Annotated in this window: 18 protein-coding genes and 1 tRNA gene; 10 read left to right on the top strand and 9 right to left on the bottom strand. The window is 69.0% G+C overall.

The window, feature by feature from the left end; all coding sequences use genetic code 11:
* The 3 genes from ABD798_RS21770 to ABD798_RS21760 all read left to right on the top strand — a co-directional run bounded on the left by ABD798_RS21770 (nucleotide 1) and on the right by ABD798_RS21760 (nucleotide 1,743).
* Nucleotides 1-642 (top strand): response regulator, encoded by a 642-nt coding sequence (locus tag ABD798_RS21770; protein WP_344877678.1) that lies wholly within the window; start codon nucleotides 1-3, stop codon nucleotides 640-642.
* Nucleotides 643-755: 113 nt separating this feature from the next.
* On the top strand, nucleotides 756-1,385 hold the full coding sequence (locus ABD798_RS21765; protein WP_425549256.1) for a response regulator transcription factor: 630 nt from the start codon (nucleotides 756-758) through the stop codon (nucleotides 1,383-1,385).
* 1 nt (nucleotide 1,386) lies between these two features.
* The gene (locus ABD798_RS21760) at nucleotides 1,387-1,743 is read left to right on the top strand and encodes a Pvc16 family protein (RefSeq protein WP_344877676.1); all 357 of its coding nucleotides are present in this window, start codon (nucleotides 1,387-1,389) and stop codon (nucleotides 1,741-1,743) included.
* On the opposite strand, the gene ABD798_RS21755 is transcribed toward ABD798_RS21760, so the two are convergent.
* Nucleotides 1,732-2,655, bottom strand: a complete 924-nt coding sequence (locus tag ABD798_RS21755) for a cation diffusion facilitator family transporter (RefSeq protein ID WP_344877674.1) — start codon at nucleotides 2,653-2,655, stop codon at nucleotides 1,732-1,734. The genes ABD798_RS21760 and ABD798_RS21755 overlap by 12 nt on opposite strands.
* 130 nt (nucleotides 2,656-2,785) lie before the next feature.
* On the opposite strand from ABD798_RS21755, the gene ABD798_RS21750 reads away from it, so the two are divergent.
* Together ABD798_RS21750 and ABD798_RS21745 are read left to right on the top strand one after the other, a co-directional pair.
* A tRNA-Arg gene (locus ABD798_RS21750) sits at nucleotides 2,786-2,857 on the top strand.
* A gap of 300 nt (nucleotides 2,858-3,157) precedes the next feature.
* Complete coding sequence (locus tag ABD798_RS21745) at nucleotides 3,158-3,712, top strand: ArsR/SmtB family transcription factor (RefSeq protein ID WP_344877672.1); 555 nt, start codon at nucleotides 3,158-3,160, stop codon at nucleotides 3,710-3,712.
* 352 nt (nucleotides 3,713-4,064) lie between these two features.
* On the opposite strand, the gene ABD798_RS21740 is transcribed toward ABD798_RS21745, so the two are convergent.
* The 3 genes from ABD798_RS21740 to ABD798_RS21730 all read right to left on the bottom strand — a co-directional run bounded on the left by ABD798_RS21740 (nucleotide 4,065) and on the right by ABD798_RS21730 (nucleotide 8,969).
* On the bottom strand, nucleotides 4,065-6,032 hold the full coding sequence (locus ABD798_RS21740) for a hypothetical protein (RefSeq protein WP_344877670.1): 1,968 nt from the start codon (nucleotides 6,030-6,032) through the stop codon (nucleotides 4,065-4,067).
* 96 nt (nucleotides 6,033-6,128) lie between these two features.
* On the bottom strand, nucleotides 6,129-7,769 hold the full coding sequence (locus tag ABD798_RS21735; protein WP_344877668.1) for a methyltransferase: 1,641 nt from the start codon (nucleotides 7,767-7,769) through the stop codon (nucleotides 6,129-6,131).
* A gap of 30 nt (nucleotides 7,770-7,799) precedes the next feature.
* Entirely contained in the window at nucleotides 7,800-8,969 is a 1,170-nt protein-coding gene (locus ABD798_RS21730) for a 4-hydroxybenzoate 3-monooxygenase (protein ID WP_344877666.1), read from the bottom strand.
* A gap of 661 nt (nucleotides 8,970-9,630) precedes the next feature.
* Between ABD798_RS21730 and ABD798_RS21725 the strand changes: the two genes are divergently transcribed.
* On the top strand, nucleotides 9,631-10,281 hold the full coding sequence (locus ABD798_RS21725) for a hypothetical protein (RefSeq protein WP_344877664.1): 651 nt from the start codon (nucleotides 9,631-9,633) through the stop codon (nucleotides 10,279-10,281).
* Nucleotides 10,282-10,468: 187 nt separating this feature from the next.
* On the opposite strand, the gene ABD798_RS21720 is transcribed toward ABD798_RS21725, so the two are convergent.
* The 3 genes from ABD798_RS21720 to ABD798_RS21710 all read right to left on the bottom strand — a co-directional run bounded on the left by ABD798_RS21720 (nucleotide 10,469) and on the right by ABD798_RS21710 (nucleotide 12,793).
* Complete coding sequence (locus ABD798_RS21720; protein ID WP_344877662.1) at nucleotides 10,469-11,422, bottom strand: hypothetical protein; 954 nt, start codon at nucleotides 11,420-11,422, stop codon at nucleotides 10,469-10,471.
* Entirely contained in the window at nucleotides 11,419-12,300 is an 882-nt protein-coding gene (locus ABD798_RS21715) for an ABC transporter ATP-binding protein (RefSeq protein WP_344877660.1), read from the bottom strand. The genes ABD798_RS21720 and ABD798_RS21715 overlap by 4 nt, the downstream gene beginning before the upstream one ends.
* A gap of 151 nt (nucleotides 12,301-12,451) precedes the next feature.
* Nucleotides 12,452-12,793: a hypothetical protein gene (locus tag ABD798_RS21710; protein WP_344877658.1), complete on the bottom strand. Its 342-nt coding sequence runs from the start codon at nucleotides 12,791-12,793 to the stop codon at nucleotides 12,452-12,454.
* Between the two features lie 196 nt (nucleotides 12,794-12,989).
* Between ABD798_RS21710 and vanY-N the strand changes: the two genes are divergently transcribed.
* From vanY-N to ABD798_RS21695, 3 genes are read left to right on the top strand one after another with little or no spacing between them, the layout of a single operon-like run.
* The gene (gene vanY-N, locus ABD798_RS21705; protein ID WP_344877656.1) at nucleotides 12,990-13,556 is read left to right on the top strand and encodes a D,D-peptidase/D,D-carboxypeptidase VanY-N; all 567 of its coding nucleotides are present in this window, start codon (nucleotides 12,990-12,992) and stop codon (nucleotides 13,554-13,556) included.
* A gap of 26 nt (nucleotides 13,557-13,582) precedes the next feature.
* Nucleotides 13,583-14,272 carry a response regulator gene (locus ABD798_RS21700; RefSeq protein ID WP_344877654.1) on the top strand — a complete coding sequence of 230 codons (690 nt, stop codon included), beginning with the start codon at nucleotides 13,583-13,585 and terminating at the stop codon, nucleotides 14,270-14,272.
* Nucleotides 14,269-15,708 carry a sensor histidine kinase gene (locus ABD798_RS21695; protein WP_344877652.1) on the top strand — a complete coding sequence of 480 codons (1,440 nt, stop codon included), beginning with the start codon at nucleotides 14,269-14,271 and terminating at the stop codon, nucleotides 15,706-15,708. The genes ABD798_RS21700 and ABD798_RS21695 overlap by 4 nt, the downstream gene beginning before the upstream one ends.
* On the opposite strand, the gene ABD798_RS21690 is transcribed toward ABD798_RS21695, so the two are convergent.
* A complete protein-coding gene (locus tag ABD798_RS21690) occupies nucleotides 15,685-16,785 on the bottom strand; it encodes an FAD-dependent oxidoreductase (protein ID WP_344877650.1) in 1,101 nt (366 codons plus the stop codon). The genes ABD798_RS21695 and ABD798_RS21690 overlap by 24 nt on opposite strands.
* Nucleotides 16,782-17,432 carry a TetR/AcrR family transcriptional regulator gene (locus tag ABD798_RS21685; protein WP_344877648.1) on the bottom strand — a complete coding sequence of 217 codons (651 nt, stop codon included), beginning with the start codon at nucleotides 17,430-17,432 and terminating at the stop codon, nucleotides 16,782-16,784. The genes ABD798_RS21690 and ABD798_RS21685 overlap by 4 nt, the downstream gene beginning before the upstream one ends.
* Nucleotides 17,433-17,566: 134 nt before the next feature.
* On the opposite strand from ABD798_RS21685, the gene ABD798_RS21680 reads away from it, so the two are divergent.
* Nucleotides 17,567-18,346 (top strand): PE-PPE domain-containing protein, encoded by a 780-nt coding sequence (locus tag ABD798_RS21680; protein WP_344877646.1) that lies wholly within the window; start codon nucleotides 17,567-17,569, stop codon nucleotides 18,344-18,346.
* The last annotated feature ends 2 nt before the right edge of the window (nucleotides 18,347-18,348 follow it).

The raw sequence follows: 18,348 nt of genomic DNA, 5'->3' as shown, positions 1-18,348 counted from the left end.
ATGGAGCAGATGCGCGTCCTGGTTGTCGATGACCATCCGCTGTTCCGATACGGGCTCTGCGCGATGCTCTCGACCGTTCCGGAGATCGAGGTCGTCGGCGAGGCCGCGACGGGCACGGCCGCGGTGTCGCTGGCCGCGTCGTTGCAGCCGGACGTGGTGGTGATGGACCTGAACATGCCCGACTTCAACGGGGTCGAGGCGAGCAGGCGGATCACCCACACCAGCCCGCACATCGGGGTGCTGGTGCTGACGATGTTCGACGACGACCAGTCGGTGTTCGCCGCGATGCGCGCGGGCGCCCGCGGCTACCTGCTCAAGGGCGCGGGCGAGGACGAGATCGTCAGGGCGATCCGCGCGGTCGGGCAGGGCGAGGCGATCTTCGGGCCCGCCGTCGCGACCCGGCTGCTCGGGTTCTTCGGCAGCACACCGACGACCCAACCCGTCGAGGCCTTCCCCGAGCTGACCTCGCGGGAGCGGGAGGTGCTGTCGCTGATCGCGCAGGGCGAGAGCAACCCGGCGATCGCCAGGAACCTGGTGATCAGCCCGAAAACGGTGCGCAACCACGTGTCCAACATCTTCAGCAAGCTGCACGTCGCCGACCGGACCCAGGCGATCATGCGCGCGAGGGAAGCTGGCCTGTAGCCCGTTCAGGCAAAGACGGGACTCCCGGTCCCATGCGCCCGGGACACACCCCCGGCCAATGTAGACGCTGCGAACCAAGGCAGGGTCGATCTAGGGGGATCGAAGTGGGCACCTTGATGATGACCGAACGGCTCTCGCTGCTCTTGCACGCGACGGACGGCATCTCCCGCGCGGGTGTGGCCGCCGCGCTGGGTCAACGACAGGAAGTCCGGTTCGTCAGCGTCGAAGAGGCGCGGCCGGACGCGGTGGCGATGGTCGTCACCGACCGCACTGACGCCCGCAGCTCGCAGGTGCTGCGGGAACTGAGGTACCGGGGATTCACCAAGCTGGTGCTGGTGGCATCGGAGTTCGAGGACGCCGAGCTGCTCACCGCCGTCGAGATCGGGGTCTGCGGGGTACTCCGAAGGGCGGAGGCGACTCCGGAGGCGTTGCTGCGCCTGGTGATGGCGGCGGCGAGCGGGGACAGCACCCTCCCGCCGGAGCTGCTGGGCAAGCTCATCCAGCGGGTGTCGCGGCTGCACCGGCCGGGGTCCGGGCGGGGCGGGGCGATCACCGGGATGACGCCGAGGGAGACCGAGGTCCTGCGCATGGTGGCCGACGGGCTGGACACGCGGGAGATCTCGGAGCGGCTGAACTACTCGCAGCGAACGGTGAAGAGCATCCTGCACGACATCATCAGCCGCTTCCAGCTGCGCAACCGCCCGCACGCGGTGGCGTTCGCGTTGCGGGAAGGGCTGATTTGAGGTGATCGTGGAAGCGGGCGAGGCGCTCCGCGCGGCGCTGCTGGACTCCTTGCCGCGCGGAACCCTCGTGCGCTTCGACCCGCCGACCCCGAGTTGGCTGGCCGAACCGCGCCCGAGACCGACCGTGCACCTGTTCCTGTTCGAGATCCGCGCCGACGAGGGGTTGCGCTACCTGGTCACCGCGCGGGCCGAGGACATCGAGCGGGAGCACGAGCTGCTGGACCGCGCGCTCACCGCGCTGAAGTCCGTGACCGAACCCCTTGTGCGCCTTGCTGATCCCGGTGGGGGCCAGCTGTGGAGCGCGCTCGGGATGCCCGCGCGGGCCGCCTTCGTGCTCGCGGTCGGTTCACCAGGCTAGTTCGCGGCACGGGGTGGCGCAGTCGGCAGGCTCGACCTGGAGCGTGGCGTGCTCGATGTGGTACTTCTCGGCCAGGGACCGTTGTGCGGCAAGGAGAACCTCGGTGTGCTCGATCCCGGGCTCGGTGATCAGGTGCGCCGAGGCCACCTCCATGCCCGAGGTCAGCGTCCACACGTGCAGGTCGTGCACCTCGATCACACCGCCGAGGGTCAGCAGGTCCTCGCGCACCGAGGCCACGTCCACCCGCTCCGGCGCGTGCTGGAACAGGATGCGCAGCGCGTTGCGGCCGAGCACGTAGGCCCGGGGCAGGACGAACAGGCCGATCGCCACGCCGATCAGCGGGTCCGCGTAGCGCCAGCCGAAGAACATCGTGATGAGCCCGCTGAGCAGCACGCCGACCGAGCCGATCATGTCGGCCATGACCTCGAGGTAGGCGCCCCGGACGTTGATGCTCTCCTTCGCGCCCGCCTGGAGCAGGAAGAAGGCGATCACGTTGGCGATCAGGCCGACCAGCGCCACCAGCGTGACCGGCAGCCCCGGCACCTCCGGCGGCGCGTCCAGGCGGTTGACCGCCTCGATCAGCACGCCGATCGCCACGCCGAAGAGCAGCAGCGTGTTGGCCAGCGCCGCCAGCACCTCGGCGCGGTACATGCCGAACGTGCGGCCCTTCTCCCCCTTGGCCTTGCGGGCCAACAGGATCGCGACAACGGCGAGGGTGATCCCCAAGACGTCGGTGAACACGTGCGCGGAGTCCGAGAGCAGTGCGAGCGATGAGGTGCTCAACCCCACCACGACCTGCATGACCAACGTGAACGCCCCGAGCCCCACCGCGGCGTAGAGCCGGTTCAGGTGCTTGGCCGAGGCGCTCTCCGGCTTGTTCGCCGCGATGCCGTGCCCATGCCCGTGTCCCATCGGACCTCCTCTCCCCACGAACATATAGCGAGATGCGCATATGAGCAATCGTGCCCTGGCCCACACCCGGGGTACCCGCGCGAACCCGCTCGCCCCATGCGCTAAGCTTCCCCAGTCGCTAACGCGATGGGCCCCCGTAGCTCAGGGGATAGAGCACCGCCCTCCGGAGGCGGGAGCGCAGGTTCGAATCCTGCCGGGGGCACCCGATTGGCCCGATCCTGTTCGCGCACCGCGCACCGCGCTCACGGGATCGGGCGTTTGTGTTTGTGGGGGCCGAGCCCCCACGCCCCACGCCGGGGGCTGGCCCCCGGACCCCCCAGTGGTCCCAGCGTTGTGCGGTCCCAGCTTGGTGCGGTTCCAGCTTGGCTCAGGTGGATTGCGGTTTCCCTCTGACGTTGCCTGCCCCTCAAGGTGCTTGCACTGGGGGGTCTGCCCCAGGTCGTTGAGGAGGGCCCGCGCGGGCTCCTTGACAAACGGTCAACAAATCTTGACCATTGGATCCATGGCCCCCACGCCCACGGGACCCCCGGATCCCCCCGCCGACGATGTCGTCCGCGTCGAGACCGACCAGCAACTCCACGCCCTCGGCAGCCTGGTGCGCCACCGCGTCCTGCGAGTTCTGCGGGACGCGCCCGCCACGGTCACCCAGATCGCCGACCACCTGGGCATCGCGAAGGGCAGCTCGAACTACCACGTCAAGGTGCTGGCCAAGGCCGGCCTGATCCAGGTGGTGGACAGCCGCAAGGTGCGCGGCGTCACCGAGCTCTACTACGGCCTGGCGGGCCAGATCCACCTCCCCGACAGCGGGCCCGGACAGCCCAACACCCTCATGCGCAACGCCCTGGCCGACGTCGAGGCGGCCCCGGGCGACGCGGTCAAGGACATGCGGCACAAATTCCTGAGACTGAGCCCGGAGAACCTCGACCGGGCCGTGGAGAAGATCGCCGCGCTCCACGCAGAGCTCGCCGCACTGCACGACCCGCAGGAATCGGCCGTCGACCTGTTCACCGCGCTCTACCGGCCGCAGGACACCAAGCCACGGGACACCTCGTCGTAGTCCTCGCGCATCGCTGAGGACGAATCACCCGCTACGACAGCGAGCGAGAACCTCTCAACACCCTCCTGACCTGAAGGCCGCACCTTCATCTCCGGGGCATGCCAGCCATGTCCCTGGTTTCGCGCGCCCTCATTCACACCGACTTGCCTGGGAGTCCCCATGCACCACCCGGACGCGCACTACGCCGCAGCGAGCTACTACCAACGAGACACCCTCGCCCGAGCCGAACAACGTCGTCTCGTTCGCGCCCTCACCCGACGACGAAAGCCCGCCAAGGAACCATCACCGCCATCGCAATCTCACGATCGCCCATTACCTGATGCCGTTCACGCCCCCGATGACGAGCTCGCCGCTACTGGCTCAAGGCGATGACAGCCTCGCGGAGCCGGACGCGAAGCGCCTCGTCCGCGCGAATGATCGAACTCTCGACGCCGGATCGCACCACGCGTTCCTCGCGCTCGGCAAGGTCGCGCAGAACGCTGACGGTGTCAGTCGCGCGCATCTCCACGAGTGCCGCCACCGCCTGCGACGGCCTGGGCCAGCCGTCAGCGAGAACCTGGAGCGCCGGGTCGACGGCAGCGCGTCCGGTGATCCGCCACAGGGAGAGCGCGGCGGGGACCGCTGCCGAATCGTCTGTCAAAAGGTTCTCCAGCAAGGGAACCAACGACTCGTCTCCGAGTTCGGCCGCGAACTCGGCGGCGTCGATGGCTGGAACGTCGCCGTAGGCGAGCACACCCGCCACCGTCGGCAGCACGGTGGACGTCTCCCCCGTCAGCCGCCAATACTCTCTCGCGGCGGCGATGCGCGCCCTGCGGACGGGAATGGTGGCGTCATCATCGCCCAACTCCTCCCGCAGGCGTGGGAGGAGCCGGTGTGCGGCGTCGCCGACGTCGGCCAGCACCGCGATGGCGGCGTGGTCGCGGAGGTTGGCTTCGATGGCGAAGAGCAGCGGCTCGGGATCACCGGTCAGCTCGTGCAGCGCCTTCGCTGCCACCACGTCGCCCAACTTCCGCGCCAGGGCTTCGTGCACCTGGGCAGAGTCAGGAGCGATCGCGGCGAGGGCCAGCACGGCCACGCCCCCCGCGTAGTCCACAGTGGACAGAACTTCCGGGAGTGCGGCACTGGCCGCCGGTCCCCAGCTTCCGAGCAGCCGCACCAGTGCGACCCGGTGGCTGCGGTCCGATTCGCCCGCGAACGCGGTGCGCACGGCATCGAACAGATCGGCGTCCACCGGCACCGCCGCGTCCACCATGGCGGTCGCGATCTCGGCGGTCAGCCGTCCGGCGAGCACTTTCGCACGCCATCTCGGGTCATCGATCTCGATCAAGGTGCGCAAGGCCGATGCGCGCGGATCAGTCGATCGCGGGCTCTCCAGGTCGAGTTCCCGAGCGGTCAACGCCGCCAGCTCGTCGGCGGCGCGCGCCGCGAAACCGCTCATGCGGATGGCCGAGACAGCGCCGCGCACGATGCCGATGTCAGAGTCCGCCAGCATCTGCGCGAGCACGGGCACCAAGGGCTCCGGCAACGAGCGGCGGCTGTTCATCGCGTCGATCGCGGCGTACACGCACGCGAGCCGGACATCGCGGTGCTCGGATCGGGCCAGTTCCGCGAGGAGCTCCGGCACGACGCCGACTGCGACCGAACAGACCACAGTGGACAGCCAGCTCTGGTCCCATTCCCAGCCCTCCAAAGGATCCCCGTCGGCGCAGCCCGACACGACGGCCGCAGTCACCTCGGGCGTCCACGGCAGACCGTTCGTCGCGATGGCGTAGGCCGCCGCGACCCGCACCGCTGCCTCCTCCTGAAGGGCCTGGCCGAGCCATGCCGCGGCCCGGGTGCGGTCCTGGTGGAAGGCCGCCACCAGGATCAGTGAGCGGACCCGCGGGTTCGTCTCGGCGTCCCACCGCATCTGGCTCGGCGACACGCCCCGCATTCGGCCCAGGGTCGTCGCGGCCATTCCGCGGACGTGATCGTCGTCGTCGGCGAGCAGGTCAAGCAGCTCGTCGACGCGTTCATCGAGAACGGCCTTGACCGACCCGTCGCGGTCACCTTCGGCGGACGCGCTGATCAACCCGACGAGCAGGGCACGGTGGTGCGCGCGAGGATCGGCGACGATCTCGAACACGAAAGGCAGCACGAAAGGCGTCGACGAGTACACGGAGCCTTGGTGCACAACGCTTCCGTACAGCTCGTCGATCGCCTCCAACGCAGCGTCCCCGTCAGCCGACGCGGCGGCGCGCACCAGGTCCGGCACGTTCTCCGCCCAACCGTAAGCGTGATCGAGCCGGTACCACGCGATGTCGGTGAGCCCCTCAAGCATCCCGACATCCTAAGTGCGTTTCGACGTCACCGGAGAAACGCCGTTTCGTACTCATAGCGGCTTCCCATCATGAGTACGAAACGGCCGAACGACGGGTTAGCGGAGGCGGGCGCGGATGAGGTGGGCGTCGAGGGGTAGTGGGTGGGTCTCGACGAGGTCGAAGCCGGTGTCGGCGAGCAGGTCGCGGTAGTCGGACTCGGTGCGCTCGCGGCCGCCGGTGTTGCAGAGCATGTGGATGTCCCACGGGACGGCGAGCGAGGCGGCGTCACCTGAAGAGGGCAGCAGGCGTTCGATCACCAGAAGCTCAGCGCCCGCAGGCATGTTCTGCGCACACGTGGCCAGAATGGTGCGGCACTGCGAGTCGTCCCAGTCGTGCAGAACGCGGGACAGCAGGTAGACGTCGCCGGAGTGGGGAACGGCCTCGGTGAAGTCGCCGGGGACGAGGGTGACGCGGTCGGCGACGTCGGCGAGCCTGTTCTGCGCAACGGTCAGTGCGTGCGGGCGGTCCATCAGCACGCCGTGCACGGTCGGGTTGGCGCGCAGCACACGGGACAGCAGTTCTCCGTTGCCACCGGCCACATCGACGACGGTGCGCGCGGCGGAGAAGTCGTAGACCCGGGGAACACCGGCGAACATGGCGTTGCTGGCGGCCATGGACTGGTGGAACAGCTCCGCCAGCTCAGGATCGGCGGCCATGTGCTGGAAGTGGTGCGAGCCGAAGACTTTCGCGTAGGACTCGCCACCGCTGCGCACGGATTCGATGAGCGCGGCGAAGGACTGGTAGAACGGGCCGCCGTACATGAGCGCGAGCGGGCGCATCGAGCTGGCGACGTCAGAGCGCAGCAACTCGCCGAGTTCGGTCAGGCCGTAGTGCGCACCGGAGGTGTGCACGATGCCGAGCGAGGTCAGGTAGCGCAGCAGCCGGACGAGGCTCTGCGGGTCAGAACCCGTTACGGTGGCGAGTTCCGGCAAGTCCCCGACAGAAGCCAGGTGGTCGAACAGGCGCAGCTCGGCACCGGTCGCGATGGCCTGCGTGGCCCACGCGCCGGTCATCAGGCGGAGCAGTTCGCTGCCGGCGCACGACTCGCGCAGATGGGTGGCGAGCAGCCGCGTGAACTGGCCCGCGCAGATCAGCTCCAGCCGGCGGAACGCCGGATCGGTGCCGTGCGCGTCGCGGAAGTAGAGGACGGTGGAGTTCTCATAGCCGTTGTAGCCGCCGCCGTCCGGGCGCATCGCGGTGGTGATGATGGCGCGAAGTCCACGCAGCAGAGCCGAATCAGCGCACGGAACAGCGAGCGCGAAGTGGTTCTCGCGGCCGTGTGCGCGCTCGTCCTCGGCGATGTGCGCCAGCTCGGGCGGCGTGACCATCGCGAAGATCTCGACCTCGGTGCGGTCGGTGACCGGGGTGCGCAGGATGCGGACCTGGAGGTCGTGCAGCGGAACGCCGTACCGGCTGCTCAGCCGTTCGCGGACGACGACGCTGGGCGTCATCTCGCCGACCTGGACGCCGTGCGCGGCTAATTCCTCGGCCAGCCCGTCGAGGGTCTCGGGGAAGATCAGCAGTGCGACGTGGTCGACGGTGACGTGTGCCGCCACGGCGGCGCGGTCGTCCTCCTCCAGCGAGGGCACCGCGGCGGCGAGCACCGACTCGGTGTCGTTGGCGCTGAGGAGGGCGATCGCCGAGGTGATGCGGCTGATGTCCGCTGCGGCGAGTACTGGGGTTGCTGTCGCGGTCATGGCGCTTTCCGTTGTGTGAAGCCGAAAATGTCAGATGCCGACGTAGTGCTCGGCGAAGAAGTTCTGGTGCGCGTGGGACTCGCGCAGGCTGTCCAGCCGGGCGTGGCGGAGCGCGCGTTGGAAGTCGGCTTCCGCAGTGGCCTCAACGGGCCCGTGCAGGAGTTCGATCATCCAGCGGGAGAACTCCTGCGCCCGCCAGATGCGCGGCAGGCAGGTGCGCGAGTACGCGTCGAGCGCGCTGTGGTCGTCGCGGTCGAGCGCGTCGACGAGCGCGCGGGCCAGCAGCTCGGCCTCCATGATCGCCAGGTTGGCGCCCTTGGCGGCGGACGGGCTGATCACGCTGGCGGCGTCGCCGACGAGGAACATCCGCTCGTGCTGGATGGGGTCGACGACCTCGGAGCGCAGGTGCACGATCCGGCGCTCGGTGATCCTTCCCCTGCGCAGCGGGCCGAACTCGTCGGTCCGCATCCGCGTGTCGAGCGCGGCCCAGATCCGTTCGTCCGTCCAGGCTTCGGCGTCGTCGTCGGGCGAGACCTGGAGGTAGTAGCGCGTCACTTCGGGGCTGCGCGCCATGTGACCGGCGAAGCCGTCGTCGTGAATGGCGTAGGTGACGGCCGCCATGCTCTGCGGGGCTTCGGCGAGCACCGCCAGCCAGGCAACGCCGTGGTCCTGGTGGTGCCGGGTCACCGCGTCCGGCATGGCGTGCCGGGTCATTCCCCTGCTGCCGTCGCACCCTGCGAGGAACTGGCCCGTCAGCTGACCTGAGCCGTTCGCGTCGCGGTAGCGGATGGTGGCCGTCCGCGCGTCGACGTCGGTGACGGTGACGCCGAAACGAAGCTCGCCGCCTCTGGTGATGTACTCCTCGATCAGGTCGGAGACCAGATCCTGTTGCGGGTAGACGGTGTGCGTCTCGCCCTGGCCGAGCCGGGCGTAGTCGAGTTCGAACTCGCCGTTCGCGCCGCGGAACGCGCACAAACCGTGTGAGTGTCCTTTGTGGAGCATCCCGGTGCCGAGCCCGTGCTCGGCGAGCACCTTCGCGCTGTGCGGGCCCAAGAACCCGGCTCGCGCCCTGGTCTGCACCTGTTCCCGGCTGGCCCGTTCCACGACGAGCGTCTCGACCCCCGCCGCCTGTAACAGGTTCCCCAACACCAGCCCCGCTGGCCCCGCGCCCACGATGAGCACGGTCGTGTGGTCGGTCACGCCTTCCGGTCCCTTCTCGATCTCTGCACGCTGCTGCGGCTGGTTCACGCTGGACAGCGGCCGATCCGACGCAATCGGAAAATCGACGCGAATAGCATTTGCTTCACCGCGCAACAATTCCCGGGCACCGCGTCGAGCAGCCCCTTCCAGAATCCCCGACCGCACTAGTTGTTGATCACCGATCACAATGGGGCGGGAGTGTACGTCCGGCCGCGAACAGCACTTTCCACGGGGGCAAGCCAGGGTCGTTCACGCGGCGAGCGACAGCGCCGGGCAGCCGGAAAACCGCAGGAAGAACGGGCCATGACCACCGCGGAACCCCACGTTTCAACGCCACGACAATGCGGTTATTCGATCAACCGAAAGTGTCAGGACCGGCGCATGTCCGTGAGCCGCACCACAAAAACCCAGGGAATTGACCAGCTCGCCTCATAAAGGCAATTCACTCGGGTGACGCGCGAAGGGGTGACATCCACCCCGCGTGTAGCGAAGAACGCGAAGGACCAGCTCTACGAGCCATTACCGACGCGCAATCGTGAATTTCCCTTCGGAAATCGGCGACGCCGAGCGGCGTGTGCGTGGTCGGCGCGTCAGGGCTGGCATTAGCATTCACCCCATGCGGCCGTTCAGGGGAAGCCGCGCGAACGCGAAGGTGGGGCCGATGAAGCGGGGGATGGCAGCAGGACTGGTGGCGTGCGCGGTCGTGCTCGCGGGATGCGCGGCGCCGGAACCTGCGGTGCAGAGCGGCTCCGCGCCGGAGCTGGACCCGAACGCGATCGCTTACGACAACCTGGACTTCGTCACCACGCGCGATCGCGTCTACAAGGACGAGCGCAAGTGCGAAGGCCTTCCGGCGGGCTTCGGCCCGAAGATCGGAATGAGCACGCAGCCGATCAGCGGCTACGGCGCGGGCTGCTCGTTCACCGAGCCGTGGGGCTCGCTGACCATCACCCAGGGCCCGCCCGCGTACCGGCAGTCGAAGCAGCAGCACTTCTCCGACTACTGGAACGGCAACGTCTACATGGGCAGCGGTTACGCCCGGCGGATGATCCTGCTGAACCGCTACTACGCGCTGATGGCCGTCGGGAAGTCGGAGTACGGCACGTGCCTGGTGGTCGTGGACACCGGCAACGTCGAACCGCTGACCTTCCGGGCCTCACCGCCGAGGGACCAGGCCGAGAAGTACCAGCGCCAGGACCAGGACTTCCCCGTCGACGACGTGGTGAACACCATCTGCCCCAAGGCGCAGCAGGCCGCCGAGAAGCTGCTCCCGCTCATCGAGCCCAACGGCGGCAGCAGGCTAGCGCCGTAGTCCCCCACCCGTTTCGTACTCATAGCGCCCCAGAGCGCGCGCTATGAGTACGAAACGGAAGAAACGCACACACGCACCTGGCGCGTGGAACCCCCCGCCCCAGCGGTCTTCAACGACGACAAACCCTCAGGCATGCCGGGGTTTGTGGTGGTCTTGAAGACACCACCACCCCCGTGCGGAAGGACCCTCAGCCCGCGTCGCGGCGGCGGACCAGGAACGCGCCGAAGACCAGCAGCGCCAGCCAGACGACGAGGGAGATCCACGCCTGCACGGCGCCCGAGTTGGGCTCGCCCGCGACGTAGTAGGCCATCTCCAACGGGTAGAGCGGGCCGAAGACCTGGGGTGCCATCTCCCGGACGAACAGCAGCAGCGGCACCGTGAGGAAGTAGACGACCAGCGCGCCCGTGCTGTTGGGCAGCAGCATCGCGATGATCAGCGAGGCCGCGAGCACCATGAAGGTGGACAGCACGGCGATCAGCAGCACCCAGCCGAGCCGCATCGGCAGCAGGTAGCCGACGTTGGACGCCTCCGCGCCGATGCCCCTGAACAGCAGGAACAGCCCGAAGGTGCTCATCGCGGTGACGAACCAGACGATCATGATGACCGTCGCCTGGGCAGCGAGGTAGCGCAGGCGCGCAGGCTGCACGAGCAGGGTCGGCTGCACGCTCTTGTACTGCCACTCGCCCGCGACCAGCTTGATCACCGAGACCAGCAGGAAGAGCGAGCCGAACTGGGTGACCAGGATCAGCGGGATGACCTGGTCGTAGGCCGAGATGATCATGCCCGACTTGGCGAGCGCGCTGTACACGAACAGCATGGCGAACAGGAAGATCGGGCCGACGGCCAGCGTGATCCGGTCCGACAGCGTGCCGGTGAGCTTCATGAACTCGGCGAGCACGAGCTTGACGAACGGCGTCTTCCGGTCGGCGTTGACCGCCCATTCCGCACCGGGCGGAGCGACCTGCACCTGCGGCGGAGCGACCGGCGGCGGGAAACCCTGCTGCGGGTACTGCTGCTGGTAGGGCTGCGGCGGGTGGGGCTGTTGCGGGTGGGGCTGTTGCGGGTACGGCTGTTGTGGGTACGGCTGCTGCGGATGGGGCTGGTGGGGCTGCGGGCCGGTGGGCGGCCATGGCGCGGTCATGCCTGACCTCCGTTCCCGGTGACCTGGAAGAAGAGGTCTTCGAGGCTCAACTGGTCTTCCTTGAGACTGAGCACGGCGATCCCGGACTTCATCGCGAGTTCCGACACCTGTTGCAGCGTCGCGTTCACCGCGATGTGCCCGTCGGCGCCCTGCATCGGCTGGAGCTGGTTCTCCATCAGCACCTGGGCGAGCCGGTTCATGTCGGCGGCCTTCACCAAGGTGCGGTTGGACTTGGTCAGCTCGGCCAGCGGCCCGTCGCGCAGGATGCGCCCGCCACCGATCATCAGCACGCGGTCGGCGGTCTGGTCCACCTCGGACAGCACGTGGCTGGACAGCAGCACCGTGCCGCCGCGCGCGGCGTAGTCACGCAACAGGGTCCGCACCGAGCGGATGCCCTCGGGGTCGAGGCCGTTGATCGGCTCGTCCAGGATCAGCACCGGCGGGTTGGTCAGCAGGGCGTGCGCGAGGCCGAGGCGCTGCCGCATGCCGAGGCTGTACTTGCCGATCTTGCGCTTGGCCGCGTCGGCGAGGCCGACCATCTGCAGCACCTCGTCGCAGCGGCGCTTGGGCACGCCGGAGAGCATCGCGGAGGTGCGCAGGTGCGTGAGGCCGGAGCGGCCGGGGTGCACGGCCTGGCCGTCGAGCAGTACGCCCGCGACGTAGGACGGGTTGGGCCACTGGGTGAACGGGCGCCCGGCGACGAGCGACTGGCCCGCGTCCGGCACGGTCAGCCCGCTGATCATCCGCAGCGTCGTCGACTTGCCCGCGCCGTTGGGACCGAGGAACGCGGTGACGGTTCCGGGCTGGAGTTCGAAGCCGACTTGGTCGACGACCTTGCGGCCGTCGTAGACCTTGGTGAGCCCCCAGGCGCTGAGCACGCCGCCCCCTCGTGTCTCGGGCGGCCGTTCCCCTAAACGGCCGTAGTGGCGATGATGCTAACGCCCTGCTTTTTCTTTCCGTTCGGCACACGCCGAAGACGGCGGAGCCGGGCGCCCGCGTCGTCGCGGACCGCCCGGCTCCCGAAGCTGATCAGCGCGCGCCGACCGTGAAGTGCTGGACGGCGGTCTCCTGCTCGCCGTCGCAGGACATGACACCGATGTAGCTGCCGGGCTTCAGGCCGGTGAAGGTGGTCGACCAGGTGCCGTTGGCGAAGGTCATCTCCTTGATCTCCTCCGGGTCCGCGCCGTCGACGAAGCCGTACCAACCGTGGGCCGCGGGCGCCTCGTTGGGGCAGCCACCGCTGAGCTCGACCGCGTCGCCCACCACCGAGATGGAGAGCTTCGGAGGCAGGGCGTTGCCGGTGCCGGCGGTCACGGCGAGCGAGGCCGCGGTCAGAACGGCGAGACCGATGACGCGCTGGAACTTCCTCATGGAACGACTCTTCTCTCACTGTTGTTCGCGGCCACCCCCGTGGCCGCCCCGACATCAGGTGTGATGCCGCCACTCGGCCCAGCAGTTGGGGTGACCTGGGTCACACTCGGAGATCCGTGCGGAACTGTGACAGTTGGTCGAGATCTCGTCACACAACACGGACCAGGCCGGAACGGTCGCGGCGGACCTTGGAGTCATGACCGAATCCCGTGCCGTTCCTGATCGTCTCCGTGACCGTCTGCTGCGGATGGTCACTCGGGTGCTCGCCGTGCTGTTGCTGCCCGCGGCGTTCCTGCGCGCGCCAGGGCGAGCGCGTCATCTCGCCTGCCAGTGGGCGCTCGGGCTGCGCTATCCCGCAGAGGACCTGCGTGGGCTGGATCCCCGGGCCCGCAAGGCTTTCGAGGACGCCCGCACTCACGCGTTCTGGCAGGACGGTCAGCTCATCGGGCTGACGTCGGGCCACCGCGACGCGGCCGAGCAGCACCGCATGTTCTCCGAGGAGGTCCGCAGGACGGGGTCCTTCGCGGCGGCGCGGCAACGGGTTCTGCCGCCGGAGGAGTCGGGTCACGTGCGCGGGATCGCGATGGACGTGCGGCCGACGCAGGGTGCGTACTGGCTGGAGCTGCACGGCGGTCGCTACGACCTCTACCGGACCTACGACAACGAGTGGTGGCACTTCGAGTTCCGTCCGGAGACCGATGGGAGGCCGCCCGTGCGGATGCCGCACCCCGGCGCCTCGCCCTACTATTCGGCCACCAGTTGATCTCTGCTGAGACTGAGGTGTTTTCGGTGCCCCGGTTGTTGCTCGTCGAAGACGACGCCGTGCTCGCCGAGGCGCTCTCGCGCGCGCTGCGCGGCCTCGGCCACGAGGTCGAGGTCTCCCCCACCGGAGAGCACGCCCTGGACACGCTGTTCGAGCGCCGTTCGCCGACCGATGCGGTGCTGCTCGACGTGATGCTGCCCGGTATCGACGGTTTCGAGGTGTGCAGGCGAATTCGCGCGCGGGACACGATCCCGGTGCTGCTGTTGACCGCGCGCAGCGATCCGGTGGACATGGTCGTCGGCTTGGAAGGCGGCGCCGACGACTACGTGGTCAAGCCGGTGGAGCCCCGGGTGTTGGACGCCCGCGTGAAGACGATCCTGCGCCGTGTCGCGCCCGCGCCGCAGTCGCGTGAGGGCGTGCGCGCGATCGGCGAGCTGGAGATCGACCGCACGGGCATGACAGTCACCAAGGGCGGCGTGGAACTTCGGTTGACCGCGACGGAGATGCGGCTGCTGATGGAGTTCGCCGACCATCCCGGCCAGGTGCTGAGCAGGCAGGCGTTGCTGCGCCGAGTGTGGGACTACGGCTACGCCGGGGATTCGCGCCTGGTGGACGCGGCGGTGGCACGGCTGCGCGGGAAGATCGAACCGGACCCGAGCAGGCCGACGCTGCTGCGCACGGTGCGCGGATTCGGCTACCGCATGGACCCGCCGTGAAGTGGCAGCCGGGACTGCGGGCGAGCATCGCGCTCACCGTCGTCCTGGTCACGTTCGTGGCGACCGGAGTGGTGGCGCTGGTGACCTACCGGCTCCAGGTCGGCGCGACGCTGGACAGGTTCAGCGCCTCCGCGCACGCGAGTTTCGACTCCGATGTCCAGCAGGCGCACCAGTTCACCGTCAAGACGCCGGCTGTTTCGTCCAAAGTGGACCAGATCGCGGACTACATGCGGGGCAGGCTCGGCCTGTCCGGGTGGGCCGTGGTGAACCTCAAGTCCAACGCGGGCAAGGTCTCGGAGTTCGAGGGCGGGCGCTACTCCTCCGTCGCCGCGTCCCCCGGCATGGAGGACCAGTGGTGGCCCGGGTGGCTGATCAGCCAGAACACGCAGTGGCCGCGCAAGGCGACCACGTGGGCGGAGATCCACGGCGACACGCGGCTGGTGCTCGTCGGGGAGATCTCGCCGGACGTGATGCTGGTAGAGACCTACACGACCAAGAAGCTCGACGCCGAACTCTCCCAGTTGCGCCGCCAACTCGTGCTGGTCGCGATCATCGTGGTACTGCTCGGCGCGGGTGCCGGTGTGCTCGCGGCGAGGCGGATCCAGCGACGCGTGCGGATCGCGGCCGAGGCGGCGAGGCGCCTGGGGTCGGGCGCGCTGGACACGCGACTGCCTGTGCAGGGCCGCGATGAGCTGGCCGACCTGGCGACCTCGTTCAACTCCATGGCTCAGCGGCTCAGCGAATCCATCGACCAGTTGCGCCGCAAGGACGAGCAGCAGCGCCAGTTCGTCGCCGACGTGGCGCACGACCTGCGCACTCCGCTGGCGTCCATGCTCGCCGCGACCGAGAGCCTGAACGACCCGAGCGAGGACGACCGCAGGCGCTCGGCCGAGCTGCTCGGCACGCAGGTGCGACGACTGAGCACGCTCGTGGAGGACCTGCTGGAGATGTCGCGCTTCGACGCCGGGGCCGCCGACTTCCGTCCTGAGCAGCTCGACCTCACCGCGCTCGTCGCCGACGCGGTCGCCCTGTCCGCGCCCGAAGCTTCGATCACCGTTGACACCACAGGGAATGCCACCGTGGTCGGTGATCCACGGCGACTGCACACGATCGTTCGGAACCTCGTGACCAATGCGCTGCGTCACGGCGGCGAGCCCGTCACCGTGACCGTCGACGGCACCGGGCCCGGGTGGGTTCGCGTGATCGTCGCGGATTCCGGGCCGGGCCTGGCCGAGGACTTGGCGCCGTACGTGTTCGACCGCTTCGTTCGCGGTGACCGAGCGCGACAGCACACCGAGGGCAGCGGGCTGGGGCTGGCGATCGCCTACGAAAACGCTGTGCTGCACGGTGGACGGATCGACGTGTCCAACGCTGGCGGCGCCGTTTTCACGCTCATCATCCCTCGCGGGCGATCAAGCGGCGAACTGGTCGAGTAGGCCCTGCGGGGCGTTCTCGGCGAAGCACGTGGCGAGCCCGGCGGCGGAGGCAGCGGCGGCGGATGCGCTGCGCGGGAACAGGTTCCGCTCGTAAGCGGTCAGTGCGGCCTCGACGTCGCCGGGGTGCGCGGCGATGGCCTCGCCGAGCGAAGCGCCGTCGATCATGGCGAGGTTGGCGCCCTCACCGGCGAACGGCGACATGAGGTGGGCGGCGTCACCGAGCAGCGTGACGCCGGGCGTGCGCGGCCACAGGTGACCAACGGGCAGGGCGTGGACCGGGCGCGGCACGAGCGCTCCATCAGCGTCGGCGATCAGAGCTCGCAAGCGCGGGTCCCAGTCCGAGAAGTGTTGCAGCACAGCGGTTTTGGAACGAGCCGAAGCGGTGGTGTGCCAGTCCTCGGCAACGGTGAGCGCTGTGTACACGTGCAGGCTGCCGTCGGGCTCGCGGTGCGCCAGGAATCCCTTCCCCGAGCCGAGAGCGAAGAAGAAGCCGCTGCCGACGAGCGCGGAGCTGGCAGGGTGACGCGCATCGGCTGAGTGCAAGTCCAGTTCGATGAGCGAAACGCCCGTATAGCTGGGTTTCGCCGGCGAGACCAGTGGGCGGATGCGGGACCACGCACCGTCCGCACCGACGAGCAGGTCGGTGTTGAAGGCCGTGCCGTCCGCCAAGCGGACTTCGTGGCGGCCGTCGCCGAGCGGCCGTGCTCCTACAACCTTCGTGCCCCAACGAACTGGGGGAATCGATCGGAGCAGGAGATCGCGCAGCGCTCCGCGTTCGACCTCGGGGCGAGCGCCGTCGCCGTCGTCGGGCGCATCGAAGTGGACCACGGCGTGGCGGTCGAGGATGCGCATGGCCTCGCCGCCGGGGTGGACGAGCGCGCGGAACTCCTCGTGCAGTCCGGCCGCACGCAGTGCCGCCTGGCCGGTGTCCTCGTGGATGTCGAGCATGCCGCCTTGGGCGCGCGCCGTGGGAGAAGCGTCGAGCTCGAGGACGGTGGCCTCGATGCCGTGCACGTGCAGGACACGAGCGAGGGTGAGCCCGCCCAAGCCCGCGCCGACGATGGTGATCGCGTTCATGTGTCGCTCCGATGCGTGTGCAGGATGCCGTTGATCAGTGCCTGGAATCCCCACGAGAGCCGAGCACGCGGATCGCCGGAGAGCAGGTCGGTGGCGAGCCCGGCGATGTGCGGGTGGGTTCGGGTGGAGTTCAGCGCGTCGGCGAGGCCGGACGCGTCTTGCACGCCCTCGGAATGCTCGGCGGCGGTCGCGGTGCCGAACTGGAGCAGCAGGTCGACGCCCCAGGCGGCCTGCGCGCGCGGCACTCCGCCCTCGTCGAGCAGTGCCAGCAGATGTTCCAGGAGGTTCAGGTAGTTGCGCCCGCTCGGGCGGGACGTCAGCGCCGCCTGCGCGAGACCGGGGTGCTCGAACAGCACGAACGTGTACGAGGTCAGCACGCGTTCCAGTCGCTCGCGCCAGTCACCGGTGGCCTCGGGCGGCTCGACGGTGCCGAGCAGCTCGTCGAGCACCGCCGCGTGCAGTTCGGCCGTGTTGCGCACGTAGACGTAGAGCGAGGCCGGGCCCGTGTCCAGCTCCTCGGCGAGGCGCCGCATGGTGACTTTGCGCAGGCCATCGGCCCGCATGATCCCCACGGCCGCCGCGACGATGCCCTCCCTGGTGAGGGCGGGCTTGGCGGGGCGTTCGCGGCGGCTGCGCGGTGCGGTCATGGCACCACCGTAACGAACATGTTCGTCACGAACAAGTTCGTCCTGCGGTTTCACCCCGATTTCAGCGCCCGTCGCTAGCGTCCGCCGCGCATTCCCCACTGCGTGTCCCTGCGCGTGGAACGAAAGGGAAAAACGTGAAGAAGACCAGACGCGCCGCCCTGGTCGGCGCGGCTGTAGCGACACTCGTCGCCGGATTGTTCGGGGCGAGCTCGTCGACTGCACAGGCCCAGGGGGCCAATTACTACATTCTCATCGGCGGCACCTGCGACGGTGCCGGGAACGTGTACGACAACGCGTGGTTGCGCGGCGGGATCCGCAAGGTCGTGCACTACCCGGCGGGCGCCGCCGGGCTGCCGGGCTGCGACCAGACGCCGATGGACCGCAGCGTGGCGATCGGCCACGACGTGGCGAAGCGCGTGGTCACGGACTCCTTCAGGGAGAACCCGCGCGCCACCTTCACCGTCGTCGGGTACTCGCAGGGCGCGCTCGTCGCCAACAAGGTGCTCAACGACATCGCCGACGGCCGCCTCGGCGTCGACAAGTCGCGTTTCCGCGCGAAGATCTTCGCCGACCCGATGCAGCCCGTCGGGCCGCCCGGACGGGGAATCAGCGCCATCGTTCCGGCAGGAATGGGCGCTCCCTCGCCTTTCGGCGGTTATGTCTCCTTCGGTCCCGGCCGGACCGATTTCGGCGGAATTCCCTTCATCCGCTATTGCATCGAGACCGACGGCGTGTGCCACTTCGACACGCTGGAGGCTCCTGGCGGGTACTTCGCCCAGCACCAGTGCTACCAGTGGACCCGTCCCGCCGACCGCCGCTCGATCATGGGCGACACCATCGCCGACGGCGTCTTCACCAACGGCTCGGTCCACCTGCCCCGGCAGAACTGCCGCCCGCCGTGGCCGACCGGCTGATG

Origin of the sequence: Allokutzneria multivorans (assembly GCF_039537405.1) — a bacterium.
GTDB classification, from domain to species: Bacteria; Actinomycetota; Actinomycetes; order Mycobacteriales; family Pseudonocardiaceae; genus Allokutzneria; species Allokutzneria multivorans.
Note: the sequence above shows the minus strand (reverse complement) of the source record. Positions and strands in the feature narration are given on the sequence as shown.